This is a genomic window from Pseudomonas parafulva, assembly GCF_000800255.1.
Lineage (GTDB): Bacteria > Pseudomonadota > Gammaproteobacteria > Pseudomonadales > Pseudomonadaceae > Aquipseudomonas > Aquipseudomonas boreofloridensis.
Map to the genome: position 1 here is coordinate 4,401,903 of NZ_CP009747.1, position 17,725 is coordinate 4,419,627.

The 17,725-nt window shown below is 62.4% G+C and carries 14 protein-coding genes; 7 read left to right on the forward strand and 7 right to left on the reverse strand.

All coding sequences use genetic code 11. The annotated features are described in order from the left end of the window. Window positions 1–61 precede the first annotated feature (61 nt). Complete coding sequence (gene pdxY, locus NJ69_RS19300; protein WP_039582382.1) at window positions 62–934, forward strand: pyridoxal kinase PdxY; 873 nt, start codon at window positions 62–64, stop codon at window positions 932–934. 1 nt (window position 935) lies between these two features. Here pdxY and NJ69_RS19305 read toward each other — a convergent pair whose 3' ends face one another. Beyond that, window positions 936–1,415, reverse strand: a complete 480-nt coding sequence (locus tag NJ69_RS19305) for an acyl-CoA thioesterase (RefSeq protein ID WP_029612221.1) — start codon at window positions 1,413–1,415, stop codon at window positions 936–938. A gap of 340 nt (window positions 1,416–1,755) precedes the next feature. Between NJ69_RS19305 and NJ69_RS19310 the strand changes: the two genes are divergently transcribed. Further along, complete coding sequence (locus NJ69_RS19310; RefSeq protein WP_039582384.1) at window positions 1,756–3,516, forward strand: cation:proton antiporter; 1,761 nt, start codon at window positions 1,756–1,758, stop codon at window positions 3,514–3,516. A gap of 76 nt (window positions 3,517–3,592) precedes the next feature. Here the strand turns inward: NJ69_RS19310 and NJ69_RS19315 are convergent, their stop codons facing one another. The 3 genes from NJ69_RS19315 to uvrD form a co-directional block, all read right to left on the reverse strand. Beyond that, window positions 3,593–4,000, reverse strand: coding sequence for an SMI1/KNR4 family protein (locus NJ69_RS19315; RefSeq protein ID WP_039582386.1), 408 nt, complete (start codon window positions 3,998–4,000; stop codon window positions 3,593–3,595). A 113-nt stretch (window positions 4,001–4,113) separates the two neighbouring features. Further along, complete coding sequence (locus NJ69_RS19320; RefSeq protein ID WP_039582388.1) at window positions 4,114–4,962, reverse strand: Tim44 domain-containing protein; 849 nt, start codon at window positions 4,960–4,962, stop codon at window positions 4,114–4,116. 182 nt (window positions 4,963–5,144) lie between these two features. Further along, window positions 5,145–7,328: a DNA helicase II gene (gene uvrD / locus NJ69_RS19325; RefSeq protein ID WP_039582391.1), complete on the reverse strand. Its 2,184-nt coding sequence runs from the start codon at window positions 7,326–7,328 to the stop codon at window positions 5,145–5,147. Between the two features lie 204 nt (window positions 7,329–7,532). Between uvrD and NJ69_RS19330 the strand changes: the two genes are divergently transcribed. Then, window positions 7,533–10,043, forward strand: a complete 2,511-nt coding sequence (locus NJ69_RS19330) for a putative bifunctional diguanylate cyclase/phosphodiesterase (protein WP_039582393.1) — start codon at window positions 7,533–7,535, stop codon at window positions 10,041–10,043. 36 nt (window positions 10,044–10,079) lie between these two features. On the opposite strand, the gene NJ69_RS19335 is transcribed toward NJ69_RS19330, so the two are convergent. Beyond that, window positions 10,080–10,376, reverse strand: a complete 297-nt coding sequence (locus NJ69_RS19335; RefSeq protein ID WP_052192164.1) for a hypothetical protein — start codon at window positions 10,374–10,376, stop codon at window positions 10,080–10,082. 90 nt (window positions 10,377–10,466) lie between these two features. Beyond that, entirely contained in the window at window positions 10,467–11,909 is a 1,443-nt protein-coding gene (zwf, locus tag NJ69_RS19340) for a glucose-6-phosphate dehydrogenase (RefSeq protein WP_039582395.1), read from the reverse strand. 105 nt (window positions 11,910–12,014) lie between these two features. On the opposite strand from zwf, the gene hexR reads away from it, so the two are divergent. Together hexR and NJ69_RS19350 are read left to right on the forward strand one after the other, a co-directional pair. Beyond that, window positions 12,015–12,881: a transcriptional regulator HexR gene (gene hexR, locus NJ69_RS19345; RefSeq protein WP_039582397.1), complete on the forward strand. Its 867-nt coding sequence runs from the start codon at window positions 12,015–12,017 to the stop codon at window positions 12,879–12,881. A 104-nt stretch (window positions 12,882–12,985) separates the two neighbouring features. Continuing rightward, window positions 12,986–13,204: a PA3496 family putative envelope integrity protein gene (locus tag NJ69_RS19350; RefSeq protein WP_029612230.1), complete on the forward strand. Its 219-nt coding sequence runs from the start codon at window positions 12,986–12,988 to the stop codon at window positions 13,202–13,204. On the opposite strand, the gene NJ69_RS19355 is transcribed toward NJ69_RS19350, so the two are convergent. Then, entirely contained in the window at window positions 13,146–14,108 is a 963-nt protein-coding gene (locus tag NJ69_RS19355; protein ID WP_029612231.1) for a LysR family transcriptional regulator, read from the reverse strand. The genes NJ69_RS19350 and NJ69_RS19355 overlap by 59 nt on opposite strands. A gap of 190 nt (window positions 14,109–14,298) precedes the next feature. On the opposite strand from NJ69_RS19355, the gene NJ69_RS19360 reads away from it, so the two are divergent. Beyond that, window positions 14,299–15,714: an acetyl-CoA carboxylase biotin carboxylase subunit gene (locus NJ69_RS19360; protein ID WP_039582399.1), complete on the forward strand. Its 1,416-nt coding sequence runs from the start codon at window positions 14,299–14,301 to the stop codon at window positions 15,712–15,714. Window positions 15,715–15,811: 97 nt separating this feature from the next. Continuing rightward, a complete protein-coding gene (oadA, locus tag NJ69_RS19365; protein WP_039582401.1) occupies window positions 15,812–17,620 on the forward strand; it encodes a sodium-extruding oxaloacetate decarboxylase subunit alpha in 1,809 nt (602 codons plus the stop codon). Window positions 17,621–17,725 lie beyond the last annotated feature (105 nt).

The window sequence follows — 17,725 nt, forward strand, 5'->3', positions numbered from 1 at the left end:
TGGCTTTCAGGTTCATACTGCTCGGTCTTCACTTATCCACACAGCTTCGGAAATCTCCTGCATGAAACGTACGCCGCACTTGCTCGCCATCCAGTCCCATGTGGTTTTTGGACATGCCGGAAACAGCGCTGCGGTGTTACCCATGCAGCGCATTGGCGTGAATGTCTGGCCGCTCAATACCGTGCAATTCTCCAACCACACTCAGTATGGTCAGTGGGCAGGAGAAGTGCTCGCGCCTGCGCAAATTCCCGCGTTGGTGGAAGGCATTTGCAACATCGGTGAGCTGGGCAATTGCGATGCGGTGCTCTCCGGTTACCTGGGGAGCGCCGAGCAGGGCCGGGCCATCCTTGCAGGGGTGCAGCGGATCAAGGCGGTGAATCCGCGCGCGCTGTATCTGTGCGACCCGGTCATGGGTCACCCTGAAAAGGGCTGTATCGTGCCGCAGGAGGTCAGCGACTTCCTGCTCGACCAAGCGGCGGCGGCAGCCGACATCCTGTGCCCGAACCAGCTGGAGCTGGACAGTTTCTGCGGGCGCCGCGCGCAGTCGCTGGAAGACTGCGTGGCCATGGCGCGTAGCCTGCTGGCGCGTGGGCCACAAGTGGTGCTGGTCAAGCACCTGGCCTACCCAGGGCGTGCCGACGATGCCTTCGAAATGCTGCTGGTGACGCGTGAGCAGAGCTGGCACCTGCGTCGGCCACTGCTGGCATTCCCGCGTCAGCCGGTTGGGGTCGGCGATCTCACCTCAGGGCTGTTCCTGGCGCGCGTGCTGCTCGGCGACACCTGGGTACAGGCGTTCGAGTTCACCGCAGCGGCTGTGCACGAGGTGTTGCTGGAAACCCAGGCCTGCGCCAGCTACGAGCTGCAACTGGTGCGCGCTCAGGACCGCATTGCGCACCCACGGGTACGCTTCGAGGCGCAGGCACTCGAGCGGTAGGTCACTCGGTCTTCAAATCCTGATAGCGCTTCTCCAGCTCTTGGCGGATCTGCCGGCGCTGCTGACCCTGCAGGAACCGGCGCTTTTCTTCGCTGCTTTGCGGCTGGCGTGCGGGGACTTGCACCGGACGGCGATTGTCGTCCACGGCCACCATGGTGAAGAAACAGCTATTTGAGTGACGCACCGAGCGCTCGCGGATGTTCTCGGTCACCACCTTGATGCCCACCTCCATGGAGGTGTTGCCGGTGTAGTTGACCGAGGCGAGGAAGGTCACCAGCTCGCCGACGTGCACCGGTTCGCGAAAAATCACCTGGTCCACCGACAGGGTCACCACATAGGTGCCGGCATAACGGCTGGCGCAGGCATACGCCACTTCGTCCAGGTATTTCAGCAGTGTGCCGCCATGTACGTTGCCAGAGAAGTTGGCCATGTCCGGCGTCATCAGGACGGTCATGGTCAGCTGGGCGTTGCCGGGTTCCATAGAGTGCTCACGGTGTGGTTGCGCTGAAACGGGGTGGGTATCTCCAGACACTTCTAAACCCCTTCGATGAAGTTTCCTATCGTGGTTACGGACGTCTGCGAGCGGTCCGCCGTCACGCCGATCATGCCATTACTGGGCGCGGTCTGGCCGATCTGTTTCTGCATATTGCATCGCCGTTCGATCGACGGACGCAATGTTACCCTGAGTACGCCCATGCAACATGGGCGTACCGCCGATCAACACAATCTGTACTTGCCGTTCGCTCAGGTGTCGCCTGGCCGAGCGGCGATCTGCCTCATGCGTCGATACAACCGTGCGTTGATAAAAGGAGTGCCACGCCATGCATGCCATAAGCTTCATCCAGGATCTGGCCGTGATCATGCTGGTCGCAGGGGTGGTAACCATTCTTTTCCACCGGCTGCGTCAGCCGGTCGTACTGGGCTACATCGTTGCCGGCTTCATCATCGGCCCCCATACCCCGCCGTTCGGCCTTATCCACGACGAAGACACCATCAAGACCCTGGCCGAGCTCGGGGTGATCTTCCTGATGTTCTGCCTGGGCCTGGAGTTCAGCCTGCGCAAGCTGTTCAAGGTCGGTGCCACGGCCTTCATCGCCGCGTTCCTCGAGATCGTGCTGATGATCTGGATCGGCTTCGAAATCGGCCGCTGGTTCGGCTGGAACACCATGGATTCGCTGTTCCTCGGCGCCATCCTGGCGATTTCCTCGACCACCATCATCGTCAAGGCGCTCAATGACCTGAAGATGAAGAACGAGCGCTTCGCGCAACTGATCTTCGGTGTGCTCATCGTCGAGGACATCCTCGGCATCGGCATCATCGCACTGCTGTCGGGCATTGCAGTCAGCGGTTCGGTGAGCTCCGGGGAGGTGTTCTCGACCGTCGGCAAGCTGTCGCTGTTCATGATCGTCGCCCTGGTCATCGGCATTCTGCTGGTGCCACGGCTATTGGCCTATGTGGCCAAGTTCGAAAGCAACGAGATGTTGCTGATCACCGTACTCGGCCTGTGTTTCGGCTTCTGCCTGCTGGTGGTCAAGCTCGAGTACAGCATGGTGCTGGGCGCCTTCCTGATCGGCGCGATCATGGCCGAATCGCGACAGTTGCTGAAGATCGAGCGCCTCATCGAGCCGGTCCGTGACCTGTTCAGCGCCATCTTCTTCGTCGCCATTGGTCTGATGATCGACCCTCACGTGCTGGTCGAGTACGCCTGGCCGATCGTGGTGATTACCCTGGCCGTGGTGCTTGGCAAGATGCTTTCGTGCGGCATGGGCGCCTTCATTGCCGGTAACGACGGGCGTACCTCGTTGCGAGTGGGCATGGGGCTGTCACAGATCGGCGAATTTTCCTTCATCATCGCGGCGCTGGGCATGACATTGCAGGTCACCAGCGACTTCCTCTACCCGGTGGCGGTCGCGGTCTCGGCCATCACCACCTTACTGACGCCTTACCTGATCCGCGCGGCCGATCCGCTGTCCATTCGTCTGGGCAAGGTCGTCCCGCAGCGCCTGTCCAGGGTGCTGTCGTTGTACGGCGAGTGGCTGCGCAGCATTCAGCCGCAAGGTGAGGGCGCCATGCTGGCGGCGATGATCCGGCGCATTCTGTTGCAGGTTGGGGTGAACCTGGCGCTGGTGATCGCGATTTTCTTCAGTGGCGGTTACTTCGCCGTGCGCATCGGCGCGTGGCTCAGCGAATGGATCGGCGATGTGGGGCAACAGAAAGCGCTGATCTGGGGCGCCGCGCTGCTGCTGTCGCTGCCCTTCCTGATCGCGGCCTACCGCAAGCTCAAGGCGCTGTCGATGTTGCTGGCGGAGATGGGCGTCAAGCCGGAAATGGCCGGGCGCCACACCCAGCGCGTGCGGCGGGTCATCGCCGAGGTGATTCCATTGCTGTCGCTGCTGGTCATCTTCCTGCTGCTGTCGGCCTTGTCGGCCAGCATTCTGCCGACCAGCGAACTGCTGCTGATCATCGCGGTGGTGGCTGCGGTGGTGGTGGCGCTGCTCTGGCGCTGGTTCGTGCGCATGCATACGCGCATGCAGGTGGCATTGTTGGAAACCCTGGAGAACAGCCGCGACCACTCGCACTGATTGATCGCGGTGTCGCTTGTTCCGACGCGGCGAGGGTAAGGCCTTCGCCGTGTCAGACGCGGGTCACTCAGCAGGCTCAGCTTTCCAGCCAGACGTCTCGCGCCCAGTGCCACACCGATTCCCAGCTGTCTTCCCCAACGATCTCTTCGTCACCGTCCCACAGCACCACGGTGCCGTCTTCTTCGACGCAGTAGTAATTGTCGCCGTCCTGGCACAACGGAATCAGGTCACGCGGTACACCGGCGTCCCAGGCGTTGGCGGCGACGTCGGGCAGGTAGGTGTGCGATTGCGGGTCGGTGACGGTGACCGGTTCGAGAGACCCGTAGACCACGTCACTGACCGTGAGCAGGAACTCTTTGAAGACGAAGGGGATGTTGATGAACAGCTCTTCCTCGATCTCGACCAGTTGGTCTTCATCGGGAAGCTCGAGGGGGACCGGTACCGGCTCGTTGGCTTCACGGAGTTGTTCGATCACTTCTTCCACGTTTCACTTCCTCTGGCCTTGATGACAACGCTGCGGTTTATACCCTAGTAGTCCGCTATGGCAAAAGCAAAAACCCCGGAACAGGTCCGGGGTTTTTGTGCTGCAGGTCGGAATCAGCCGTTCTGGCGGATACCGGCCAGCATCCAGGGCTGGTTCTCGCCCTGTGCACGCTCCATGTGCCAGCTTTCGCTGAAGGCTTCGCCTTGATCGAAGCGAGAGTTCTTCGACACGCCACGGAAGGTTAGGGTCGCGACGGTCTTCTCGGCACGGTCTTCGACGCCGTCCAGTTGCACGTCGAGGTCGTCGATGTAGGTGGACTGGAAGCCATCACCTTGTTCGGCGCGCTCGCGCTTGAGGAACTCAAGCATCTGCGGGGTGACGAACTCGGCGATCTTGTCCATCTCGTTCGCGTCCCAGTGCTGCTGCAGGGTCTGGAAGTGGTTGCGCGCGGCAGCCAGGAAGTTCTGCTCGTTGAACCAGGCCGGGGCGTTGATCACCGGCGCGGCGACCGGTGCGGCCGAACCGCCGAAGATCGACTGGGCAGGCTGCTGCGCTTGAGTCTGTACTTCACGCTGGTATGGCGCGTGACCCGCAGCCTGTGGCTGCTGCTGACGGCGACGTGCGGCGATGAAGCGGAAGACCAGGAAGGCGATCAGGCCCATGATCAGGAAGTCGAAGATCTGCATGCCTTGGAAGCCATCGCCCATGAACATGGAGGCCAGCAGACCACCGGCAGCGATACCGGCCAATGGACCCAGCCAGCGCGAAGCACCGCTGGCAGCGGCCGGGGCGCGGCCCGGAGCGGTTGGCGTGGCGGCAGGCGTAGTGGGGGAGGCCTGGCGGGTCTGGTGCATGGGCGCTGCGCCCGAGCTCTTGCCACCGCCGAAGCGCTTGGCATTGGCGTCGAGGCTCAGCGTCAGGCCGACGCAGAGCGCCAGTGCGATGCTAAGAAAACGTTGCATAAGATGGGATTTCCCGTTTTGTGGATTGCACGCGCGTCATGGTGCACATGATCTGACAGACAAGGCCAGCGTAAGAATGTTTCGAGCTTTTGCCTGGCGGGCAGGGCGATGTTTGGAAGAGTCTGTAGGTAGAGTCTGGAAAGGTTATCTGAAAAAGGAATCTCGCTGAGATCCCTTTGCCCTCAGATCGCTTCCAGCTTGGCGTACCCCAGCATCAACCATTTGCTGCCTTCGTCGAAATTCACCTGCACCCGCGCCTGGGCGCCGGAACCTTCGAAGTTGAGGATCACGCCCTCGCCGAATACCGAGTGCTGAACCCGCTGCCCGAGGCTGAAGGCGGTCTGCGGGATTGCGGCATTGGCGAACAGGCTGCTGGCCTGGGTCTGAGCGCCGCCGAAGGGGCGACTGACCGAGTTGGACAGGCGCACCTCCTGAACCAGCCCGGCCGGAATTTCCCGAACGAAGCGTGACACCTTGTTGTACGTCTCACTGCCATACAGACGGCGCGTTTCGGCGTAGGACATGATCAACTGGCGCATGGCCCGCGTGATACCGACATACGCCAGCCTGCGCTCTTCTTCCAGACGTCCCGGCTCTTCCAGGCTCATCTTGTGCGGGAACAGCCCTTCTTCCAGGCCGACCAGGAACACATAGGGGAACTCAAGGCCTTTGGCACTGTGCAGGGTCATCAATTGCACGCTGTCTTCGTGCTCATCGGCCTGGGCATCGCCGGCTTCGAGCGACGCGTGGCCGAGGAAGGCGGACAGCGGCGACAGGTCACCGTCGTCTTCGCTGGTCTCGAAGTTGCGCGCGGCGCTGACCAGTTCCTCAAGGTTTTCCACCCGCGCCTGGCCCTTCTCGCCTTTCTCTTCCTGGTGATAGACGATCAGCCCGGATTGCTCGATCACGGTCTGGGTCATCGTGTGCAGCGGCATCTCGCTAACCTTGGCCGCGAGGTGCTCCATCAATTCGATGAAGCCGCCCAGCGCGCTTGCCGCGCGACCCTTGAGGGCTTTGGCGGCGAGCAACTGGCACATGGCATCCCACATCGACGACTGGCTGTGGCGAGCGTGCTCGCGGATGGCCTCGACGGTTTTTTCGCCGATACCGCGTGGCGGCACGTTGATGACCCGCTCCAGGGCTGCGTCGTTGCCGCGCCCTTCGAGCAGGCGCAGGTAGGCCATGGCGTTCTTGATCTCGGCGCGTTCGAAGAAGCGCTGGCCGCCATAGATGCGGTAGGGAATACGCTCGCGCAGCAGGGCCTCTTCGAGCACTCGCGACTGGGCGTTGGAGCGATAGAGGATGGCAATGTCATTGCGTGAGTTGCCGTCCTTGATCACGCGCTCGATGCTCTCGACCACGTAGCGTGCTTCGTCGTGCTCGTTGTAGGCCGCATACAGCGTGATGGGTTCGCCTTCGCCCAGGTCGGTCCACAGTTCCTTGCCCAGACGCCCGCTGTTATTGGCGATCAAGGCGTTGGCTGCTTTGAGGATGCCGCCGGTGGAGCGGTAGTTCTGCTCCAGGCGGATCAGCTCGGCATCGGGGAAGTCGGCGGTGTACTGATGGATGTTCTCGATCTTGGCCCCGCGCCAGCCATAGATGGACTGGTCGTCGTCACCCACCGCCATCAGGCTGTCGCCGCCTGCGGCCAACAGGCGCAACCAGGCGTACTGCACGGCGTTGGTGTCCTGAAACTCGTCCACCAGCACGTGACGGAAGCGGCGCTGATAGTGCTCCAGCAGGCCAGGGTGGTCGCGCCACAGGTCCAGGGCGCGCAGCAGCAGCTCGGAGAAATCGATGACACCGGCGCGTTCGCAGGCTTGTTCATAAGCCTCGTAGATGCCACGCATGGTGGCCAGGAACAGGTCGCCGCCTGGCTGGATGTGCTGCGGGCGCAGGCCTTCGTCCTTTTGCCCGTTGATGAACCACTGGGCCTGGCGAGCCGGCCAGCGTTGCTCGTCCAGACCCATTTCGCGGATCACGCGTTTGACCAGGCGCTGCTGGTCGTCGCTGTCGAGAATCTGGAAGTTCTGCGTCAGCCGCGCTTCCTGCCAATGGGCACGCAGCAGGCGGTGCGCCAGGCCGTGGAAGGTGCCGACCCACATACCGGCCGGGTTGATGCCCAGCAACTGCTCGATGCGGTGGCGCATCTCGGCCGCCGCCTTGTTGGTGAACGTCACCGACAGGATGGAGTGCGGCGAGGCCTGCTCGACCTGGATCAGCCAGGCGATGCGGTGCACCAGCACGCGGGTCTTGCCGGAGCCGGCGCCAGCCAGCACCAGCTGACGGCCACGCGCAGCGGCTACGGCCTGGCGCTGGGCATCGTTGAGGGAATTGAGCAGGAGGGAGAGGTCATCAGTGTGCATCCGGCCATTCTAGGGGCGCGCGGGGGCGGGGGCAAACGCGTTGCTGATAAATCTCGGGCATTGCGGCGGGCCGTTCATCGGCAAGGGGCAGCGGACAAAGGACAGGGCTGTTGTGAAAACATGACGTACAGCAGTTTGGCCAACGGGCGGTGTTGTGTATTCTCCGTGACCGTTAGCGGCTGACCACTACAAGAACACTGCCATATGACCCAGAATTGCATGGTGATCGACGCATTACCCGACACGACGAAGCGCGTTCGCAGGCAATTCGCAACCGAGCTCTCCATCGAGCGCACCCGCCTGCTGTATCAAGGCTCCTTGCTACCCACTCTGCTCATGTTGCTCAACGGCCTGCTGTGTGCCTGGCTGCTATGGAGTCCGGCCCGCTACCTGCTGGTGTGTGTGTGGACGCTCTGGCTCCTGGCGTTGGTGGGCCTGCGCGTGATTCAGGTGGCGGCCTTCGAGGCGGCGCCTGCGCCACGGCAGGCGCAACCGAGTTGGTGGCGACTGTTTCTCGGCGGGTCTGCCTTCAGTGGGCTGACTCTGGCCTGTGCCGCGCTCGCCTTGGTGCCGGTGGACAGCTTCGTCCAGCAGGCCTGGGTGTTCGGCTTGCTGGGCGCTGCGGCGCTGTCGGCCAGCGTCGCCTATGCGGTGAGTCTGCCCGCCTTTCTCAGTTTCGTGCTGCCGGGGCTGCTGCCGCCGATCGGCTTTCTCTTCATCTACGAGGATGGCGCGCAGCGCGGCTGGGGTTGGCTGGGTCTGATTCTCTTGGGCGCGCTGTTCGTGGTGGCTTGGCAGATCAATCGCCTGATCGAGAACGGTCTGTTGCGACGCTTCCAGAACCAGGCGTTGATCGAACATCTGCAGCAGGCACAGCGCCAGGGCGAGCGGTTGAATCTGGCGCTGAGTGAGGAGGTCAAGCAGCGCCGTCAGGTCGAAACGCAGCTACGTCATGCCCAGCACTGCCTGGAGCAGCGGGTGAGCGAACGTGGCCGTGAGCTGGACCTCGCGCATCAGGCACTGGGCGCCAGCGCGCAACGCCTGGCTGTGCATGAAGAGCAGCAACGCCTGGCCGCCACGGTGTTCGAGGCCGCCAGCGAGGGCATCGCCATCCTCGACGCACACTTCCAGGTGCTGGCGGTGAACCAGCCCTATTGCACACTCACCGGCCACGCTCGCGAAGAGTTGCTGTCGCGCAACCTGTTGCAACTGCCGAGCAGCCGCGACGCGCAGCGTCACAGCGAGTCGATCCGCGAAGCGTTGCAACAGCAAGGCCGTTGGCAGGGTGAACTGGTCGAGGCACGCAGCAACGGTGAGTTGTACCCGCAGTGGTTGCAGCTCAACGGCGTGCACGACGGCAACGGCAGGCTCAGCAATATCGTTGCGTTCTGCACCGACCTGTCGACGCGCCGTCAGTCGGAGGAGCGTTTGCGTCATCTGGCTCATTACGATGAACTCACTGGCCTGGCCAACCGCATGCTGTTCCGTCTGCGCCTGGATCAGGCACGCCAGCGGGTTCGGCTCAACGGCCGCACCTTGGCCCTGCTGCACGTGGACCTGGACCGCTTCAAGCTGCTCAATGAAAGCCTAGGTCAGGCGCTGGCCGACCAATTGCTCAGGCAGATGGCGCGACGTCTGGCCAACGCAGTACCCGAGGCCGATACGGTGGCGCGTATATCGGGTGACGAATTCGTGGTGCTGTTCGATGGCTACAGCCATTTGTCGAGCCTGGTCCGGGTCACCACGCGCCTGCTCGACAAGCTGCGTGTCCCGCAGCAGTTGGGTGACCACGAAGTGGTGGTCAGTGCCTCGGTGGGGATCAGCCTGCTGACGGATCCTTCCTGCGACCTTGAGACGCTGCTCAACCAGGCTGACATGGCCAAGCAACACGCCAAGCACTTGGGCGGTGATTGTTTCCAGTTCTACACCGAGAGCCTGCGCGCCAGCACGCTGGAGCGCCTGCAACTGGAGAACCACTTGCGCAAGGCCTTGGTCGAGAACCAATTGCGGGTGTTCTACCAACCCAAGATGTGCCTGCGCAGTGGCCGTCTGAATGCGGCCGAAGCCCTGGTACGTTGGCAGCATCCGCAGTGGGGCATGGTGCCGCCCAGCGAGTTCATCGGGCTGGCGGAAGAAACCGGGCTGATCGCGCCGATGGGCGAATTCGTCCTGCGTCAGGCGTGCTGGCAAGCGTGCGAATGGTTGCGCCAGGGTCGAGACATCCGGGTCTCGGTGAACCTGTCGGTGTACCAGTTGCGCCAGGGCAAGGTGGTCAGTCTGGTCCGTCAGGTGCTGGAAGAGACCGGGTTGGCGCCGCATCTACTGGAACTGGAACTCACCGAAAGCCAGTTGCTCGACAACGTCGAGCACATCATTGCCACGTTCGAACAATTGCATGCGCTAGGGGTGAAGCTGGCGATCGATGACTTCGGCACGGGCTATTCGTCGCTGAGCTACCTGAAGCGCTTCCCGGTGGATTACGTGAAGATCGACCAGGCGTTCATCCGCGGCCTGCATGAGGGCAATCAGGATGCTGCGATCATCCGGGCAATCATCGGCATGGCCAAGAGCCTGGGTCTGGAAGTGGTGGCCGAGGGCGTGGAAACCCCGGAGCAATTGTCGTTCCTGCGTGAGCAGGGTTGCGACGAAGTCCAGGGTTACTTGATCAGTCGTCCATTGGAGGCCGAGGCTTTCGAGAAATTGCTGCAGCAATAACCGTCGGCGAGTCGTTCCCGCAATGGGTCGGCCGCGTCAGTGCTGCGCGTTCACGCGCAAGGTTTCGATTGCCTTACCGTCGTGGAGGACGACGACCAGGCGTACCGGGTAGCCGAAGTCTTTTTCGAACACCACCGGTTTGTCAGTCATCACCGCGAGGTGAATCCCGTCCTCCTGCTCCAGGACCAGATCCAGATTCAAGTTGGATGACTTGTCCTGAATGCGCGATGGCACCAGCAGCGGGGTGACCCCAGGGTTGGCCACGGTGACTGTGGCTTCAACGCGCAGCAATGTGTCGGTTTGCGTTGCAGTCCAATGCTTCGATTCGGTCATGAGGTTTTTTCCTGCGATAGGCGTTACGCGGAATGCGTCGCTTCAACGAACGATGCGTCTTGGCAGACCGCGATTGCAGGACGAAAGGTTTCAGTCATGCCACTGCCTTCCCTGGTTCGCCAGCAGGCTGTTGGCCTGCTCCGGCCCATTGCTGCCGGCCGGGTAAGGGCGGGGCGCCTGGAAGTGCGCTTCCCAGCCCTTGAGGATCGGGTCGATCCAGGCCCAGGCCGCTTCCACCTCGTCGCGGCGCATGAACAGGGTGGAATCGCCCTCCAGGATATCCAGCAGCAGGCGCTCATAGGCGTCCCAGCGACGGGTGTGGCCGAACGCCTGGGCCAGGTTCAGGTCCAGGTCGACCGGGGCCAGGTGCATGCCCTTGCCAGGCCGTTTGGTCATCATGCGCAGGCTGATGCGCTCTTCGGGTTGCAGCCGGATCAGCAACTGGTTGACCTGTTCACTGGCGAACAGCGCGTGGGGCACCGGCTTGAACTGGATGACGATCTGCGATGAACGCCGCGCCATGCGCTTGCCGGTACGCAGGTAGAACGGCACCCCGGCCCAGCGCCAGTTCTCGATGTGCGCCTGGACGGCGACGAAGGTTTCGGTGTCGCTGTCGTGGTCCACGTCTTTTTCGAAGTAGTAGGCCGGCACCTCCTGACCGCCGATTCGACCGGCGCTGTACTGCCCGCGTACGGTCTGGTCCTGCACGTCCTGGTCGCCGAGTGGACGCAGGGCGCGCAGGATCTTCACCTTCTCGTCGCGCACGGCCTCGGCCTCGAACTGCGCCGGAGGCTCCATGGCCACCAGGCACAGCAACTGCAACAGGTGGTTCTGCAGCATGTCGCGGGTGGCGCCGGCGCGATCGTAGTAGGCACCGCGATTCTCCACGCCGAGGGTTTCGCACACGCTGATCTGCACATGATCGACCTGCGCGTTGCGCCACACCGGCTCCAGCAGGGCGTTGGCGAAACGCAGGGCCATGAGGTTCTGCACGGTTTCCTTGCCCAGGTAGTGATCGATGCGAAACACCTGGGATTCCTCGAATACAGCACCGATGGCGTGATTGATCGCTTGGGCCGACGCCAGCGAATGGCCGATGGGCTTTTCCAGCACGATGCGCGCTTCCGGGTCGGCCAGGCCTGCCAGGCGCAGGTGGCCGGCGATCGAGGCAAACAGACTGGGCGCGGTGGCCAGGTAGAAGATTCGCGTGAGGCCACCCGGTTCGCCAAGATAGCGGGCCAGGCGGACGAAGTCGGCGCCTTGGGCGGCGTCCATGGCGAAGTAGTCCAGGCGCGCGCAGAAGCGTCGCCACAGTTCGTCGTCGAAGTCGGCAGGGGCGATCTGCGCCCGGCCATGACGCTCGACCCGCTTGAGGTAGTCGCGACGCGACAGTGGCTGGCGGGCCAGGGCGATGATGCGTACGGCATTGTGCAGGCGGTTCTGGCGATACAACTGATAGAGCGCCGGCAGCAGCTTGCGCAGGGCCAGATCGCCAGTACCGCCGAAAACCAAGATGTCGCAGGGAATACTCAAGCCACCACGCTCCCACGTTCGTTTAGCTGGGCGGTCCGCCGGTCATGTAGTATAACTACAAGATAGCTACATCCCCGGCCAGCCGATCATAACCGAGTCAAGCCTGTGAATCTGTTGCAACACATCGCCCAATCGCGCCATCTGCTGCGCAAATCGGAACTGAAAGTGGCCGACCATGTGCTGCTCGATCCGGCTGCCGTCATGCACAGCTCAATGGCCGATCTGGCGCATAACGTCGGGATCAGCGAGCCGACCATCGTGCGTTTCTGCCGGGCCATCGGCTGCTCCGGGTTCCAGGATCTCAAGCTCAAGCTGGCGCAGAGCCTGGCGGCGGGCGCCAGCTTCGGACAGTTCGCCATCCATGAAGACGACTCGGTGGCCGACTACAGCCTGAAGATCTTCGACACTACGCTGCACACGCTGATGGAGGTGCGCGAGCACCTCGACCCGCAGGCCCTGCAGCAGGCGGTCAGCGCCATGGCCCAAGCTCAGCGCGTGGAGTTCTACGGTTTCGGTGCCTCAGGCGCAGTGGCCGCCGACGCCCAGCACAAGTTCTTCCGCTTGTTGCTCAGTGCGGCGGCCTATTCGGACCCGCACATGCAGGCCATGTCCGCGGTCACGCTCAAGCCGGGCGATGTGGCGGTGTGCATCTCCCAGTCGGGGCGCTCCAAGGACCTGCTGATCACCGCGAATCTGGTGCGCGAAAGCGGCGCCAACCTCATCACCCTGTGCCCCAGCCAAACCCCATTGGCGGAACTCTCGACCGTCAACCTGGCCATCGATGTGCACGAAGACACCGAAATCTACACCCCGCTGACGTCACGCATCGCCCACCTGGTGGTGATCGACGTGCTGGCGATGGGCGTGGCCATGGCGCGTGGCCCGAGCCTGGTGAATCACCTCAAGAGCGTCAAGCGCAGCTTGCGCAGCCTGCGGCTTTCGCCCAAGTCGATCAAGGCGACCGACGACTGAGCGCGCTTGCGTGCTAGCGACCCGCAAAATTCATCGGCCTGTCACCAATCGGTAAAGCGCGCTCGCCACCCTGAAGCTCCCGCATCCGATCTGGGAGACAGGCAATGGCAAACGATCACTTCGGTTCGTACCAACCCAACGCCAAGGCTCGCAAGCAGGCTGAAAAGGATCAGCGTCGCATGGAATATCGCCGTGCGATCGAAAGCTATTGCGACCAGCGTCAATTGCTTCGTGAAATCGCCGATTACCCCGAATTGCAAGACATCACGGTGTGGCAAGTGGTGCCGGCAGCTTCCCAGAAAATCGCTCCACCAGCCCACTGATCGTCGCCCGTTCGCTGCGAATGAACGCCAGGAAGGCCAAGGCAACCGGCGACTGTCGCTTGGCCTTGGCCTGTACCACGCACCAACTGCGAAACAGCGGCAGTTCTTCCACCGGCAGCTCGCGCAGCAGGCCGGTGGCCAACTCCATGTTCACCGCGTGTCGCGTCAGCAGGGCGATGCCCAGACCGGCGATCACGCTCTCTCGCTGAGCCTCGGCAGACGCCACTTCGAGGGTCTGGGTAAAGTGCACGCGCTTGTCCTTGAAGTATTCCTCGCAGGCTTTGCGCGTGCCTGAACCCTGTTCGCGGACCAGCAGCGTGTGAGGTTCCAGATCTTGCAAGCGCAGGCGCTCGGGCTGTGACAGCGGATGATCCGGCGGCGCTACGGCGATGATCGGGTTGTTGAGGAAGGGCAGGAACTCCAGGCCCATGTCCTGGGGCACCATCGACATGATGATCAGATCGTCGCGGTTGTCCGACAGCCGCCGAATCGCCTGGGCGCGATTGACCACCGTCAGCGTGAGGTTGACCTCAGGATGGCGTCGCTTGAACGCCGCGAACAGATGAGGCACGAAGTGCTTGGCGCTGGATTCGATCGCCAGCTTCAACTGCCCTTGCAGTGAGCCCTGCATATCCGACAGCTGCATGTCGAAGTTCTCCAGCCGGCCGAAGATGTCCCGGCTGGCCCGTTGCAGTGCCTCGGCCGCTTCGGTCAGGTACAACTTCTTGCCCACATACTCGAACAGCGGCTGACCCACCAGCTCCTCAAGCTGACGGATTTGCAGGCTGACGGCCGGTTGCGTGAGCGACATTTCTTCGGCCGCGCGGCTGTAGGAGCGCAGGTCGCACACCTCATTGAAAATCTGCAGTTGACGCAACGTCATACGCATCAATGACTTACGCATTTATCCGAACACCCCGGCAATACCCTGTTACCGAACTATAAGCTTTTGCTAATACTGCCCCTAACAAATATTGATTTTTGTTTATCGATCAGCGGCGCTAGCTTTGAACGTGCGACTGGCCAGCAGCGTCTGGTCACGCGCCGACCGGTGTATCCGGATCGTCTGTTCGAACGGCTTTGGGAAGACTCCAGTGATAAAAAAAATCCTGATCGCCAACCGGGGTGAAATCGCAGTCCGCATCGTGCGTGCCTGCGCCGAGATGGGCATCCGCTCCGTCGCGATCTTTTCCGATGCCGACCGGCATGCCTTGCACGTCAAGCGCGCCGACGAGGCCTACAGCATCGGTGCCGAGCCGCTGGCCGGTTACCTGAACCCGCGCAAGCTGGTGAACCTGGCTGTGGAAACCGGTTGCGACGCCCTGCATCCGGGCTACGGCTTCCTGTCGGAAAACGCTGAACTTGCGGAAATCTGCGCCGAGCGTGGGATCAAGTTCATCGGTCCGGCCGCCGAGGTCATCCGCCGCATGGGCGACAAGACCGAAGCACGGCGCACCATGATCCAGGCCGGGGTGCCCGTCACGCCTGGCACCGAAGGCAACGTGGCCGATATCCACGAGGCCCTGCGCGAAGGCGACCGCATCGGTTACCCGGTGATGCTCAAGGCCACTTCCGGTGGCGGCGGGCGCGGTATTCGCCGCTGCAACAGCCGCGAGGAACTGGAACAGAACTTCCCACGGGTGATTTCCGAGGCGACCAAGGCCTTCGGCTCGGCCGAGGTGTTCCTGGAAAAGTGCATCGTCAATCCCAAGCACATCGAGGCGCAGATCCTCGGCGACAGCTTCGGCAACGTGGTGCACCTGTTCGAACGCGACTGCTCGATCCAGCGCCGCAACCAGAAGCTCATCGAGATCGCCCCGAGCCCGCAGCTCACCCCTGAGCAGCGCGCCTACATCGGCGACCTGGCGGTGCGCGCCGCCAAGGCGGTGAATTACGAGAACGCTGGCACCGTGGAGTTTCTGCTCGCCGAGGGCGAGGTGTACTTCATGGAGATGAACACGCGGGTGCAGGTAGAGCACACCATCACCGAGGAAATCACCGGTATCGACATTGTCCGCGAGCAGATCCGCATTGCCTCGGGCGAGCCGTTGTCGGTCAAGCAAGAAGACATCGTGCACCGCGGCTTTGCGCTGCAGTTTCGCATCAATGCCGAAGACCCGAAGAACAACTTCCTGCCCAGCTTCGGCAAGATCACCCGTTACTACGCCCCCGGCGGCCCGGGCGTGCGTACCGATACGGCGATCTATACCGGCTACACCATTCCGCCGTTCTACGACTCGATGTGCCTGAAGCTGGTGGTCTGGGCGCTGACCTGGGAAGAGGCCATGGATCGCGGGTTGCGGGCTTTGGACGACATGCGCGTGCAGGGCGTCAAGACCACCGCCGCGTACTACCAGGAAATCTTGCGCAACCCGGAATTCCGTAGCGGCCAGTTCAATACCAGCTTCGTCGAAAGCCACCCTGAACTGACCAACTACTCGATCAAGCGCAAACCCGAAGAACTGGCTCTGGCCATCGCCGCCGCCATCGCTGCCCACGCCGGCATCTGAATCCAGTGGCAAGCTGCGAGCGGCAAGCTGTAAGTAGAAGCGGATCGGCTTTTCTTGCGGCTTACCGCAACACGCTTGCCGCTAAAAGGAGATAACAATGTCCAAGAAAATCCATGTAACCGACACGATCCTGCGTGATGCCCACCAGTCTCTGCTGGCCACGCGCATGCGCACCGAAGACATGCTGCCGATCTGCGACAAGCTCGACAAAGTAGGCTACTGGTCGTTGGAAGTCTGGGGTGGCGCCACCTTCGACGCCTGTGTGCGCTTCCTCAAGGAAGACCCGTGGGAGCGCCTGCGCCAGTTGCGCGCAGCCCTGCCCAATACGCGCTTGCAGATGCTGCTGCGCGGGCAGAACCTGCTGGGCTATCGCCACTACAGCGACGACGTGGTCAAGGCGTTCGTGGCCAAGGCGGCAGTCAACGGCATCGACGTCTTCCGTATTTTCGATGCCATGAACGACGTGCGTAACCTGCGCGTGGCCATCGAAGCGGTAAAGGCGGCTGGCAAGCACGCGCAAGGCACCATCGCCTACACCACCAGCCCGGTGCACACCATCGACGCCTTCGTGAAGCAGGCCCAGCAGATGGAAGCCATGGGGTGCGACTCGGTGGCGATCAAGGACATGGCCGGCCTGCTGACCCCATTCGCGACCGGCGAACTGGTCAAGGCCCTGAAGGCCGAGCAGTCGCTGCCGGTGTTCATCCACTCCCACGACACCGCCGGCCTGGCCGCCATGTGTCAGCTCAAGGCCGTGGAAAACGGCGCGGACCACATTGACACGGCCATCTCCAGCTTCGCCTGGGGCACCAGCCATCCCGGCACCGAATCGATGGTCGCAGCGCTCAAGGGCAGCGAGTTCGACACCGGCCTGGATCTGGAACTGTTGCAGGAAATTGGCCTGTACTTCTATGCCGTGCGCAAGAAGTACCACCAGTTCGAGAGCGAGTTCACCGCCGTGGACACCCGCGTGCAGGTCAATCAGGTACCGGGCGGGATGATTTCCAACCTGGCCAACCAGCTCAAGGAGCAGGGCGCGCTCAACCGCATGAACGAAGTGCTGGCGGAAATCCCACGGGTGCGCGAAGACCTCGGCTTCCCACCACTGGTCACGCCGACCTCGCAGATCGTCGGCACTCAGGCGTTCTTCAACGTGCTCGCCGGCGAGCGCTACAAGACCATCACCAACGAAGTGAAGCTGTACCTGCAGGGCGGCTACGGCAAGGCCCCAGGTGTGGTCGATGAGCAACTGCGGCGCCAGGCGATTGGCAGCGAAGACGTGATCGATGTGCGTCCGGCCGACCTGCTCAAGCCTGAAATGGCCAAGCTGCGCGCCGAGATCGGCAATCTGGCGCACAGCGAAGAGGACGTGCTGACCTTCGCCATGTTCCCGGACATCGGTCGCAAGTTCCTCGAGGAACGCCAAGCCGGCACGCTCAAGCCCGAAGTGCTGCTGCCGATTCCCGAAGCCGGCGCCGCCGCCTCGGTGGGCGGTGAGGGTGTGCCGACCGAGTTCGTCATCGACGTGCACGGCGAGACCTACCGCGTGGACATCACCGGTGTCGGGGTCAAGGCCGAAGGCAAGCGCCATTTCTATCTGTCGATCGATGGTATGCCGGAAGAAGTGGTGTTCGAACCGCTCAACGACTTCGTCAGCGGCGGCAGCAGCAAGCGCAAGCAGGCCAGCGCGCCGGGCCATGTCAGCACCACCATGCCGGGCAACATCGTCGATGTGCTGGTCAAGGAGGGCGATGTGGTCAAGGCCGGGCAGGCGGTACTGATCACCGAGGCCATGAAGATGGAGACCGAAGTGCAGGCGGCCATCGCCGGTAAGGTCGTGGCCATCCATGTCGCCAAAGGCGACCGGGTCACGCCGGGTGAGATCCTGATCGAAATCGAGGGCTGATACGCAGCGCTCGAGAGTGAAGCGGTTACCTCATGGGGAGCGAAGGCTCCCCTTTTTTTGCGGTGCGTTTTAGTGCAGATGGAAACGCAGGATGAGGTATAGATG

Bases quoted from the DNA above. Each gene is read 5' to 3' on its own strand.
- oadA (WP_039582401.1), top strand. From the start codon at position 15,812: ATGTCCAAGAAAATCCATGTAACCGACACGATCCTGCGTGATGCCCAC.
- NJ69_RS19310 (WP_039582384.1), top strand. From the start codon at position 1,756: ATGCATGCCATAAGCTTCATCCAGGATCTGGCCGTGATCATGCTGGTC.
- NJ69_RS19330 (WP_039582393.1), top strand. From the start codon at position 7,533: ATGACCCAGAATTGCATGGTGATCGACGCATTACCCGACACGACGAAG.
- pdxY (WP_039582382.1), top strand. From the start codon at position 62: ATGAAACGTACGCCGCACTTGCTCGCCATCCAGTCCCATGTGGTTTTT.
- NJ69_RS19355 (WP_029612231.1), bottom strand. From the start codon at position 14,108: ATGCGTAAGTCATTGATGCGTATGACGTTGCGTCAACTGCAGATTTTC.
- NJ69_RS19335 (WP_052192164.1), bottom strand. From the start codon at position 10,376: ATGACCGAATCGAAGCATTGGACTGCAACGCAAACCGACACATTGCTG.
- NJ69_RS19305 (WP_029612221.1), bottom strand. From the start codon at position 1,415: ATGGAACCCGGCAACGCCCAGCTGACCATGACCGTCCTGATGACGCCG.
- NJ69_RS19350 (WP_029612230.1), top strand. From the start codon at position 12,986: ATGGCAAACGATCACTTCGGTTCGTACCAACCCAACGCCAAGGCTCGC.
- NJ69_RS19320 (WP_039582388.1), bottom strand. From the start codon at position 4,962: ATGCAACGTTTTCTTAGCATCGCACTGGCGCTCTGCGTCGGCCTGACG.
- uvrD (WP_039582391.1), bottom strand. From the start codon at position 7,328: ATGCACACTGATGACCTCTCCCTCCTGCTCAATTCCCTCAACGATGCC.